The organism is Leptothoe spongobia TAU-MAC 1115 (assembly GCF_018739885.1).
Taxonomy (GTDB): Bacteria; Cyanobacteriota; Cyanobacteriia; order Phormidesmidales; family Phormidesmidaceae; genus Leptothoe; species Leptothoe spongobia.
Genome location: NZ_JADOES010000034.1, coordinates 25,787 through 38,052, shown reverse-complemented (window position 1 = coordinate 38,052; position 12,266 = coordinate 25,787). Strand labels below are relative to the sequence as shown.

Below are 12,266 nucleotides of genomic sequence, written 5' to 3'. Positions count from 1 at the left end.
TTTTTGAGCATAAGGCATCACCCCGACGGTGGATGATAGGTTTGACAACTGCTACAGTAATGCGACTTATAGGCATCTGGTCTAAACCAACCGTCATAGACCTTTTTCACATAGGGAAAGACTTCTTTGGCCAGCTCACGACGGCGCAATTCATCCGGTGTGAGGGGAGCCTTGAGCATTTCGGCTAACTCATCCAACAGCGCATCCTTATCCACTCGGATAAACTTGCCCTTTTCTAAAATCACCTCACCTGCCACCATAACCGCATCAATACCGTGGGTACGACTGCGATGAATCACAGCTTCCAAAACAGGAATAGTGTCATCGAGATAGGGATAAGCCAGATGCTGCCAATCCATTACTACCAGATCAGCCGCTTTGCCAGGCTCTAACACACCCACCTCATCTGCAAAGCGCGTAGTATGGGCTCCATTTTCTGTCGCCATCTGAAAGACTTGAGGAGCCGCAGGTACCAGGGAATCCATACCGGGCACTCGGTGTAGTTTGAGCACCAACCGCATTTCCTGGAGCATGTCACGGTCATCATTGATGCCAGCCTCATCCAACCCCATGCCCACTCTTACCCCTTTCTGAGCGTAATGGTTGAGCGGAGCAACACCACTTTGTAGCCGCAGATTAGAGCTGGCGTTGTGACATATCATCGTGCCCGTCTCAGCAATCAGATCGATGTCTTCTTCCGTGAGCCACACACCATGTCCCAGGGTTAAATGGGGACCTAACACACCCAACTTATGGAGATGCTTCACCGCTGAGGTCCCCGTACGACGATGGGCATACTCCATCTGGTACGGCGTTTCCAGCAGATGCATGTGCATGCCAACACCGTACTTGTGCGCATACTCTGTTTGGGTGGTAATCGCAGCATCATTACACCAGTGAAGATTCGCCGGTGCTAGCTGTAGACGAATGCGATCATCGGCAGCGCCTTCCCATTTCTTCCAGAGGGTTTCAAAGAACCAGAGAAAATCCTCCAAAGGTACCTCGTGGGGCTTGAGAATAGCCTCCATATCCGCTGCAATGCTGGGCGGTAATTTAGCAACAAACTCATCGTTAGATTCATAAACAAAATGGTTTTGGGTACGCACACCAAAACAGTAGGAGGCCCGCATGCCAATATCTTCATAGGCCTGGAGCACTTTACTCGTGATTTCTGGCCACAGGGTGGCCGGTCCTGGCAACCAACCATGGATATGTTGCACCGTAGTAATCCCTGACTCCACCATTTCAAAAGCGGAGTATAGAGTATCCAGATAAAAATCGACTTGTCTGGCGGATAGGCGACTGGCAAACCACAGCTCCAGGGGATAATCTAACGAGCCCAACTGAAAGGGGGTTAACCCCACATGATGGTGGCTGTTAACAAAGCCCGGCATCACCACATGGTGAGCTGATCCCAACGCATGATCCGACTGATATTTAGCCGACAATTCTTGGTAAGAACCGATCTCTACAATTTTGCCATCTTCTACAAAAACGGCACCATTTTCAATAATCTCAGCCTCCGTGCGACTGATAGCTTTGCAAATAACATATTTGCCTCGGATGAGAGTGGACGGCATGGCATAATTCGCTGAGACAACAAACTTCGTAAGAGAAGTCTAGTGAGGCCCCAACTGCTACAGCTAACTATAAAAAACTAAGCTAATACTGCTCCAGAAAGGGCTTCAGGGAATGTTGCGCTAGTGCCCGAAACACCTTACTTTAAAGCCTAAACCACGCCAAGCTTAGACTGAGCTATGGAGAATATGATAAGTGAAATCTTTTTTAAAGACCGTATAAAACAATACGCTTCTCTGAGAATCTAAGTGTTTTTTTGTAAATTTTAAATAAAAATGATACTCCCACTACCATCCTTAAATAGTTTGAGTGTTCAAGCTGTAGCTGACAAACTGGCAACAGGGGAGTCAAGCATTGCAGAATTATTGCAGGTTTGCCTTCAGCGAATTGAGTTACGAGAATTCCAGGTGCGTGCATGGACATATCTTGATATTGACCATGCCAAAAAACAGGCGGATAAGTGGGAACAGGTGCTTAAGGATATTTCTGAACAAGGAACTATCAATTGTTCAGGCCCCCAAACCCCTAAGCCTGTAAGCTTTGAGTCTTATCCTCTTTTAGGTATTCCGGTCGCAGTAAAAGATATTTTTGCCACATTGGAGATGCCCACCTGCTGGGGAACAGAAATTTATCAAAATCGATATCTGAAGTATGAAGCGGCGGTTGTCTCGAACCTTAAATCTGCTGGAGCCATCATTCTGGGTAAGACGGTGACTACAGCTTTGGCCACAGCCACTGCAGGATCGACAACTAACCCCCACAATATGGCTCATACTCCTGGGGGTAGTTCCAGTGGTTCAGCCGCAGCCGTGGCCGATGGCATGGTGCCATTAGCTATCGGCTCTCAGACCATGGGCTCAGTGTTACGACCGGCAGCCTACTGCGGAGTATTTGGGTTTAAACCCAGTTTTGGCTTAATTTCTCGCTACGGCATGATGCCAGTTTCCCAGGTATTAGATCATGTGGGTGTGTTTGCCCGTAGCTTAGATGATATTCAACGATTGTTGACTGTTTTGGTAAAACCAGATGTTCGAGCTCCGGATTGTCAGTCCTCTGAACAGATCGTTTCCTTTGAACAACCTTGGTCAGGAAAGCTAGAGAATGAGGGCCGATCAATCCGATTAGGGCTGATCAAAACGCCCCACTGGAGGCATGCAGAGGAGGTTGCCCAATCTCGATTGTTGCAAGCGGTTGATGTGTTGAGACAGGCGGATGTGACTGTTGACCTGGTGTCGTTGCCTACCGAATTTGATCGGTATTGGAGCATTGTTCAAAAACTTTGTGCCTACGGGCTTTATCAAAATCACGGCACCCTTTTAACTGAGTATCCTGACCAGTGTTCTCCATTATTAGAAAGCTGGTTAAAACGAGGGCAGTCTATTTCTGATAACGCTTATCAACAAGCCTGTCAGGGTCGCGATCGCTACCGTGAACTACTGGCCCCTATATTTGCTCAATACGATGCTGTCATCACTCCGGTGACCACAGGACCTGCCCCCTTGGGGTTAGAAAATACAGGCTCACCCATATTTTGTGGCCTGTGGACCCTCTGTGGTTTACCCGCGTTGAATATGCCTTTGGGCTACACAGCAAATGGATTACCTTTGGGCTGCCAATTCGTAGGAGCATTCTACAGCGATGGGCAATTGTTGACTATTGCTGAACAATGCTGGCAGATCTTGAAAAAGACTTTCGGAGATATTCAAATACCTACAGACGTTAAGTAACGATCAACTCCTCAACCTCTACAACAAATTTAGATCAAGCTGCAATAGCGTATGTAACAACACATCTGCCCCCTGGCCACATTGTTCTGGCGAAGTGTATTCATCTTCCGCATGGCTCACTCCTGCCTGGCTGGGCACAAAAATCATGCCCATTTGGGTAAATCGACCCATTTCCTGAGCATCGTGAATGGCGCGGCTGGGCATAGAGTAATGGCTCAGCTTTAGGGAGTCACAGACAGCGGCAATAGTCTCTTGAATCCTGGGACTAGCCAGGGTGGGCTCCACTGCATGTTGCCGTTCTAACTGAATCTGAGTACCGGTAGTCACTTCAATTTTCTGTACCCTTTGTTGCAAAGCATTCACCATCGTCTCAATCGTCTCTAGAGATAAATCTCGCATATCAATGGTGAGATCTACCTGCCCCGGTACAATGTTGGCAGCATTGGGAGTCACATCCAAATACCCCACCGTGGCTACCTGGTCACCAGGAATATCCACAGCCACATCATGTACCGCTGCCACTAATAAAGAAGCCGCATAGAGAGCGTCCTGGCGCATATCCATGGGAGTGGTGCCCGCGTGATTAGGACGCCCCGAAATGGTCACCAGATAGCGCTGTAGGCTAACAATGCCCTGGACTACACCAATCTGGCATTCTCTTGCTTCCAGTACACCGCCTTGTTCTACGTGTAATTCCAGATAAACCGCTACATCCTGGGATGTTCGTTGAGCAGTGGCCAGCTGCTTCCAATCTCCACCAATCCGTTGTAAACAGGTTTGAATTGAAGTGCCATCCAGTCTTTGATAGAACTCTGCATCGGTGTAATGGGCTGTACCTGCCATGGCCTTACTACCAATCATCTCCCCTTCCTCATCGGTGAATACAATCACTTCAATAGGATGCTTAAGGCGTTGTCCAGCTTCGTGCAGAGTGGCAACAACTTCGATGCCAGCAAGGACTCCCAGGGCTCCGTCATAGCGCCCCCCGGCAGGGACTGTGTCAATGTGGGAGCCAGTGGCTAGAGCGGGTAGATCTTGGGTACCGCTGTAGCGTCCGATGATGTTGCCAGCGGCATCTATGGTGATGGCCATGTCTACCTGTTCCATGGCGGTAATCATCTGCTGGCGAGCGGCTAAGTCTTCTGGGCTATAGGCCATGCGGCGTACTCCACCATAGGGGAGTACGCCGATGGTGGAGAGATCGTTGAGGCGTTGTTGGAGGCGAGCGTGATTGGTTTGTAGGGTGACAGTAACCATAATAAGTTCGTGATTTTGGCTATAGCTAGAGTAACTATATTCGGAGTATTAGAGAGGTTGTTGGGGAAACGTAGTGTAGGATATTGATGGGGTGTTTAAAGATGCTGCTTGGGGTCCCTCCGAGTTCCCTTTCCGGAAATATCCACGTTATCCCATCTAGGCAAACTGGGGTTTCCCCATGGGCAGGGCCGGAATGCCGCCCTACAACCCACCATACTCGGGTATCCCAAATGGCACATAAGTTAGGGGTTACGGCGGGGACGATTAATCAGGTTATCGCATTGTTGTTTGGCACAACCTTGTTGGAACATCTTTTTCATCGTAATTCCAAACGTTGAATACGGGAGAGTGGGCACAGCTCACCTCCAAGTAGAGCATGTCTTAGAGTATTACAGTTTGTTGATATGTATCCACCCCATGATTAGGAAAAAATTAAATGGTCCGTGCTGAACACTTTGTCTAGGGGTAAATGCTTAAGATTCCAACGGCGGCTTCTATCTTGGGGACCCAGCATGAAACTGATCGGCGTAGACATTGGCGGCACGTTTACTGACTTAATCTTGGCGGATGTGGCGCAACAACAGACCTGGATCCATAAGGTGCCGACAACGGTGGATGATCCCTCCATTGCCATGATTGAGGGGATTGAAACTCTATGTCAGATGGCCCAGGCTGACTACGGTGACATTGAGCATGTGCTCCACGGTACGACTATTGCTACCAATACGCTACTCACCCATGATGGGGCTCGTACGGGCATGGTGACCACTAAGGGGTATCGGGATATTGTCCATATTGGTCGTCATCAACGCCCCCAGCACTATTCCATCATGCAGGATATTCCCTGGCAGGCGAGACCGTTGGTAAAAAGGCGCGATCGCAAAGTGGTTTCAGAACGCCTCGACCCCAAAGGCGAAACTCTCACCCCCTTAAACGAAGCCGAAGCCAAAACCGCCATTCTCGAACTCAAAGAAGCCGGAGTCGAATCCATCGCCATTTGTTTTCTCAACTCCTACTTTGATGCCCGCCACGAAGAACGGGTAGCCAACCTGGCCCAAGAGCTCTACCCCGAAGCCTTTATCACTACCAGCGCCAGTATCTTTCCCCAGTTTCGAGAATTTGAACGATTCACCACCGCCTGTATTAACGCCTTTGTTGGTCCTAAAGTGAAACGCTACATCAACAACCTCAGTCAGAGCCTGAAAAAACAATCCGTACGGGGCGAACTGCACATCATGCGCTCCAACGGTGGAGTAGCCACAGCTGATGTAGCCGGAGAGCAACCCGTTACGTTGTTGTTATCAGGGTTAGCCGCTGGTGTTCTGGGCGGTGCAGCTGCGGGCACTCAGTCTAATCGCGATCGCTTAATTACCTTTGACATGGGTGGCACCAGTACCGACATTGGTATTGTTACCGAACGGGGCTTTGCTGAAGCCACAGCAAGAGATACCTGGATTGCCGGATACCCCGTCATGGTGCCCATGATCGATGTGCATACCATTGGTGCCGGTGGCGGCAGCATTGCCTATGTTGATACAGGTGGAGCATTTCGCGTCGGTCCTCGCAGTGCCGGAGCTGAACCCGGTCCCGTCTGCTACGACAAGGGTGGCACTGAGGTAACAGTGACCGATGCCAACGTTGTTCTCAATCGACTGGACCCAGAATATTTTCTCGGTGGTGAAATGACCATCTACCCAGAGCAAGCCTTTGCTGCAGTGCAAGCGTTAGCAGATCGTATGGGATTAGACCTTCACGAAACAGCAGCAGGGATTCTCACCATTGTTAACAACAATATGGCCAATGCCATCCGCTCCCGCACCATTCAAAAAGGGCAAGACCCTCGCAAGTTTGCCCTAGTAGCTCAAGGGGGTGCGGGTCCCCTCCACGCTGCTGAAGTGGCCCTATCCCTCGGTATCCCCGAAGTGATTGTCCCCCGCTATCCCGGCATTACCTCCGCCATGGGCCTGCTCACTACCGACCTTAAGCATGATCTGATTCAAAACGAATTTACCCTCAGCACCGAACCCAATTTGTCCAAGCTCAATGCCGACTTACAATCCCTGGAAGAGCAGGTGAAAGCACAACTCCGGGCCGATGGCTTTAGCGAAACAGATATGACTCTACAACGGTTTGCCGACTGTCGCTATGTGGGTCAGGGTTACGAGTTGCGAGCCCAAGTGCCCGGCGGCATTCTAGATGAAACTGTTCTGCAATCTGTCTGGCAACAGTTTCACGATCTCCACACCGCCGAATATGGCCATGCCTTTCCAGAAAACCCGGTAGAGTTAGTCACCCTCAGGGTCACCGGCACTGGCCCCATGCCCAAACTCTCCGACTTCCCCGCCCCTGCCAAAGGAGACCTGCAAGACGCCTGGCTCAAAACCGCCGTCACCTACTTCCGAGTCAACGGCCAGCTCGAAAAATACTCCACCCAATTTTTCGACCGAGACCGACTCCCCATCGGAGCCCACATCGAAGGCCCTGCCGTCATCTTCCAAAAAGACTCCACGATTCTGTTACCTCCCCACAGCCGCACCACCGTAGAACCCAACGGCAACCTGGTCATTCGCGTAACCGATGACTCCCCCATAGACAAAGCCCTAGAAATGGCCACTGCCCAAAGCCCCGCCTAATAATCCCTCTCCCCAATGTACAGACGTTCCATGGAACGTCTGTACCACCTTATTACCATGACAATCTCCCCCACCAAACCCCGCCAACTCCCAAAAATCGACCCCGTCACTGCCCAGGTCCTCGCCGGAGCCCTCAACGGCATTGCCTTGGAAATGGGCCACAAACTTGCCCGTATGTCCTACTCCAGTATCATCCGTGAGTCAGAGGACTTTGGTGCCGCCATTCTCGATGCCGACTGTCAGCAACTGGCCGAATGTGCCTATAGCACGCCTCTACAGCTTGGGCCTATCCCTGGCTACATGCGAGGCGTACTCAAAGCCATGGAAGAAGATGGGGAAGAGTTTTACCCCGGTGATGTGATTCTGCATAATCACGCTTACTACGGTGCTTCCCACGGGCCAGACATTGGTATTGGTATTCCCATCTTTCGGGGAGAAGAGCTAATTGGTTATTCCTTTACCACAGCCCACCACCTGGATATTGGCTCCTCATCTCCCGGTAGCTGCGGTATTGTCGATGCCGTGGATGCCTTTGCTGAAGGACTCCAGTTCAAGGCGGTGAAGATCTATGAAAAGGGGGTCAAAAATCGTCAGGTGTGGCGCATGCTGCGACAAAACATTCGCAGTGCCCAGGTAGTAGTGGGAGATATTGAAGCCCAGGTGGCGGCCTGTCGTGTGGGGGAACAACGGTTTCTGGAATTGGTGGACCAGTATGGTCTAGATACGGTATTGGCAGCTAGTGAAGTCTTGATGAACTATTCCGAACGGATGATTCGTCAGGCTGTTGAAAAGCTGCCGGATGGTACTTACTCTGCGGAAGGTTTTATCGATGGATTCTTGGATGATCCAGATCCCAGCAAAAAAGACTTAAAGATTGCTGTCACCGTCACCATCGTCGGTAGCGACATGACCATCGACCTCACTGGCACAGCCCCCCAGGTAGACGATCGTCCCATCAATATGCCCTTTGTCGGCACCGTGGATATTGCTATTTTTGTCACCCTGCGTTCTGTCTTGCTAGACACAGCGTTGATGGAATATGTGCCCCAGAATTCTGGCCTGGCGCGTCCTATCCACATTGTTGCACCCAAAGGGTGTCTGGCAAATCCCATTTATCCCGCCCCAGTGATTGCCCGCTGTTGTCCAGGCAATATTGTTGCTGATACTTTGATGAAGGCCCTGGCCCAGGTAGCGCCCCAAAATGTCAGCGGTGGTATCGGTAATATCAAAGTTGTTTCCTACAGCGGTGCTGTGGATGAAGACTATTGGGTTTATATGGATATCACCGAAGGTAGCTATGGGGGACGCTATGGTAAAGATGGCATGGATGGGGTGGATACGCTCTATGCCAACACCCGCAACAATCCCATTGAAGATATTGAAGCCCATTTACCCCTGAGGGTAACTCGCTATGAACTGATTGAAGATGCCAGCGGTGCGGGTAAATGGCGGGGTGGTCTGGGTTCCATTCGAGATATTCAGTTTCTCGCACCAGGACAAATGTCCTTAGAAGGAGAAGGCAATAAGTATGCGCCCTGGGGCATCTTTGGTGGAGAAGATGGTACCCCTGGTGGCGTACAAATTCTCAATCCAGATGAGGACGAGGTGCAAATTTTACCGTCTAAATTTCCCTGTCGAAAAACTAAGCCTGGCGACACCCTACGCACCATTAGCCCTTGCGGTGGTGGCTATGGTAATCCCCTGAAGCGTTCTCCAGCCTTAGTTGTAGAAGATGTCTTAGATGAGTTTCTCACCGTAGAATCTGCACGGCAAGACTATAGTGTAGTAATCGATCCGGTCACCTTAGACGTAGATCAAGCAGCAACAGCATCCCTACGGCAATAGCGCGACATAATTTCTGCATCCACAGATTATTACCCTGGCAATAGTGATACCAAAATGGATAATTCTGTAGGGGCACTCCCTTGTGGATGCCCTTCGATATCGGATGCTGTCAACCAGGATTTCATATGAGTGCCATGATCACAAGCTTCTATGCGTTCGCTCCTATGGGAAAGAACTGTTTTACATTCCTGGTGGTCAGCGAGAATCAGGGGAAAACGATATTGAGACCCTGAAGAGGGAAGTGTTGGAGGAATTATCAGTCGATCTTAGCCAAGCAACTAATTCTTGAGCACATTTTCAGCCCCTACCGATGGTAAGCGAGCACGAGAACTATTTAGACCACTTGAAACTCCTTGAGGGCTGGTAGAAAATTGCGGTTCTCATGGTTAGAACGACTGAGTTTGATCAGAGCAAAGCGTTGGATGTCTGTTAACGTTTGCCAATGTTCTAAATTTAAGTTAACACCCGTTTCATCTGCCTTTTCAGCCACTGAGGCAGGAATTGTAGTAATCTTTTCCCAATCTGGATTTGCTTCAATGGGAAGATCCTTGGCCACTTCTCCTACTCTTGTTTTGACCAGCTGTTGGAGATGTTCTCGATAAATTTGAATATCTTCTGCGGTTTGGCAAGGAATCTCGGCCAGGAGTCTGCGATCGCGTTCAGAAAACTTGCTCCACTGATGCAGCTTCAGCTTGATCCCACAGGTATCGAGTTTGTAGCGTACCTGCATGGGAATACAGCGCAGCGAGTCAACAAAATCAGCTTCAAATCGAAAAAATTGAGTCATTGGTTATCAGTAAGTCAACGAAATAGAAACTCAGATATGTGAGAGTGAGTATTCAGAAGTCAGGAGTCAGAATGGAAAAAGACTTCTAGCTCCTGACTCCTGTATTTTGAATCTCTTATAATTTAAGACACCTATTTACCAATTCCTAAACGCCAACTTTTGTGGGTGTCTCTGCTTTCTTTACTCGGGCGAATAGGCTAGAAATCATTGATAGGAGTTGTGTTCTTAGGGGAGACTGGTTTTCGACAGCAACAGCAACTTCTACAAGAGAGTCACCCACCGCAGCCGTATGGCCCATGTCGGTAAATGTGGCAGATGTGGCAGCATTTACTGTGCCGCCTGCCGGGTTGAGCTTACGCCAGTATCCCAGGGGAGCCACTACCACCCCTTGACGCGTCATATCGTTAATCATGGCCGGGGCCTGGAATATGCCGCGATCGTTAAATACTTTTACCAGCTGACCATCGGTAATGTCTCGCGCCTTGGCATCTTCAGGGTGGATAATCAGCCGGGGACCGCCCTGCAATTTGGCATGCTTGGGCAAATTGGCAAAACAGGAGTTAACAAACTGGTGAGGCTTGGCGGACATTAAACTAAGGGGATAGCGCTCAGCCAGTTTTGGATTACTGCGGGCGGATTCTCGCTGGGGGGTAAAGGTGGGTAATGGATCGACTGGCTCACCTGGTTCATAGGTCTCGTACCCCTGACGGAATGCGGGTAAGACAAAGTTACTGTCCACACCCATGCCAGAGACAAATTCGCACTTGCCAGAAGGGGTGGGAAAATTACCCTCCGCGTGGGGGACATCTTCGATCTTGAGTTTGGCGTACCCTTGGGCTTTCAACACATCCATGTCAATGCCGTCCATCACTGGGGCTGACCAATCCAACACTTCCATGGTTAATTCTTCATCGCTGAGTTTGAAGCAGTCTTCCTCAAAGCCCATCTTGGCCGCTAGTCTGCGGAATAATTCGGTGTTGGAGACAGCTTCGCCCAGGGGTGCGATCGCAGCATTATTGAGGGTGACATAGGTATGGCCCCAGGAGAACATCAAATCCAGATTCTCCACCTGGGTAGTAGCGGGCAGGACAATATCGGCATAATCAGCCGTATCGGTTAAGAACTGTTCACTCACTACTGTAAATAAATCGTCACGGGCCAGTCCAGTCAGAATTTTCTCCTGCTCAGCTGCCTGGGTAACCGGGTTACAGTTATACACAAACAACATCTTCACAGGGGGATCCAAGGGCACCTCATTGGTCAAAATCCGACCCAGTTGCCACTGATTTAAGACTCTTGTACCCGGCTTAATAAAGTGGGGACGATGCACCACATCCCAACGAATGGGAAATGGCCACATGGGCGCTTGTAACATACCCCCACCAAGATGACGCCAGGCACCCACCAGGGCAGGTAAACAACTAATGGCCCGTATGCCCTGGCCACCGCCAGCGTTCTTTTCTAAGGCCACACCAATACGAATAACAGCAGGTTGGGTCGCAGCAAATTCTCGTGCCAGGGTAATAATGTCTTCAGTGGCAATACCTGTAATCTCAGCAACTTTTTCGGGAGGATAGTCCTGAACTCGAGCCTTGAGTTCCTCAAAGCCAACGGTATAGTTTTCAATATAATCATCATCGGTTAATCCTTCATTGATGATCACATGCATCATGCCTAAGGCCAATGCCCCATCGGTTCCAGGTCGTATTGGAATATGCCAATCAGATTGCTTAGCGGTACGCGTTCTCACTGGATCAATGGAAACAAGCTTGGCCCCATTTTTCCGAGCTGCTTGAATAAATGGCCAGAGATGTACATTGGTGCTAAGGGCATTGCATCCCCAAAGAACAATATACTTAGAATGGCGGAAGGTATCGGGGTCAGTACCGTGGGTAGGTCCGTAGGTCATCAAGTAGGCCGTGCTGGTGCAAGAAATGCACATAGTACGCTCGGTAACCGTTGCCCCCAAGCGATTAAAAAAGGCATCACCAACGGTCAGTCCGTTGAGTAATCCTTCATGGCCCAGGTAGCTGCAAGGCATAATCGCTTCCGCGCCATATTCAGCAATGGTTGCCTTGAATTTTTCTGTAATCGTTGTCAGTGCTTCATCCCAGCTGATGCGCTCAAACTGGCCACTCCCCTTGGGGCCTACCCGACGCATGGGATACAATAGGCGATCTTCACTGTAGACGCGATCGAGATAGTCGCTGACTTTGCCGCAGAGTGTGCCCTGGGTGAAGGGATGCTCAGGATTTCCTTCTACTTTAGTGGCTCGTCCATCTTCCACCGTCACTAACATTGAACAGGTGTCAGGGCAATCGTGAGGACAAGCACCATGAACAACTTCTAAAGTCTTGTGAACTGTACCAACCATACTTAATTTCTCCAGCTAGTTTTGCTTAAAATCTGTAGAAATAAATCATTTGAACAGCTGCCAAG

Annotated in this window: 8 protein-coding genes; 4 read left to right on the top strand and 4 right to left on the bottom strand. The window is 49.8% G+C overall.

What is annotated here, in order from left to right:
* Window positions 1-17: 17 nt before the first annotated feature.
* The gene (locus IXB50_RS15705; RefSeq protein WP_215609934.1) at window positions 18-1,580 is read right to left on the bottom strand and encodes an amidohydrolase family protein; all 1,563 of its coding nucleotides are present in this window, start codon (window positions 1,578-1,580) and stop codon (window positions 18-20) included.
* Window positions 1,581-1,853: 273 nt separating this feature from the next.
* On the opposite strand from IXB50_RS15705, the gene IXB50_RS15700 reads away from it, so the two are divergent.
* A complete protein-coding gene (locus IXB50_RS15700; RefSeq protein ID WP_215609933.1) occupies window positions 1,854-3,305 on the top strand; it encodes an amidase in 1,452 nt (483 codons plus the stop codon).
* Window positions 3,306-3,323: 18 nt separating this feature from the next.
* Here the strand turns inward: IXB50_RS15700 and IXB50_RS15695 are convergent, their stop codons facing one another.
* Entirely contained in the window at window positions 3,324-4,562 is a 1,239-nt protein-coding gene (locus IXB50_RS15695) for a Zn-dependent hydrolase (protein ID WP_215609932.1), read from the bottom strand.
* Window positions 4,563-5,074: 512 nt separating this feature from the next.
* On the opposite strand from IXB50_RS15695, the gene IXB50_RS15690 reads away from it, so the two are divergent.
* From IXB50_RS15690 to IXB50_RS22855, 3 genes are all read left to right on the top strand, one after another.
* Complete coding sequence (locus tag IXB50_RS15690) at window positions 5,075-7,195, top strand: hydantoinase/oxoprolinase family protein (RefSeq protein WP_215609931.1); 2,121 nt, start codon at window positions 5,075-5,077, stop codon at window positions 7,193-7,195.
* A 30-nt stretch (window positions 7,196-7,225) separates the two neighbouring features.
* Window positions 7,226-9,040, top strand: coding sequence for a hydantoinase B/oxoprolinase family protein (locus IXB50_RS15685; RefSeq protein ID WP_246564569.1), 1,815 nt, complete (start codon window positions 7,226-7,228; stop codon window positions 9,038-9,040).
* Window positions 9,041-9,143: 103 nt separating this feature from the next.
* On the top strand, window positions 9,144-9,329 hold the full coding sequence (locus IXB50_RS22855) for an NUDIX domain-containing protein (RefSeq protein WP_407658812.1): 186 nt from the start codon (window positions 9,144-9,146) through the stop codon (window positions 9,327-9,329).
* A 45-nt stretch (window positions 9,330-9,374) separates the two neighbouring features.
* Here the strand turns inward: IXB50_RS22855 and IXB50_RS15675 are convergent, their stop codons facing one another.
* Both IXB50_RS15675 and IXB50_RS15670 read right to left on the bottom strand, forming a co-directional pair.
* Window positions 9,375-9,827: a nitrate reductase associated protein gene (locus tag IXB50_RS15675; RefSeq protein ID WP_215609928.1), complete on the bottom strand. Its 453-nt coding sequence runs from the start codon at window positions 9,825-9,827 to the stop codon at window positions 9,375-9,377.
* A 145-nt stretch (window positions 9,828-9,972) separates the two neighbouring features.
* Window positions 9,973-12,201, bottom strand: a complete 2,229-nt coding sequence (locus tag IXB50_RS15670) for a molybdopterin-containing oxidoreductase family protein (RefSeq protein ID WP_215609927.1) — start codon at window positions 12,199-12,201, stop codon at window positions 9,973-9,975.
* Window positions 12,202-12,266 lie beyond the last annotated feature (65 nt).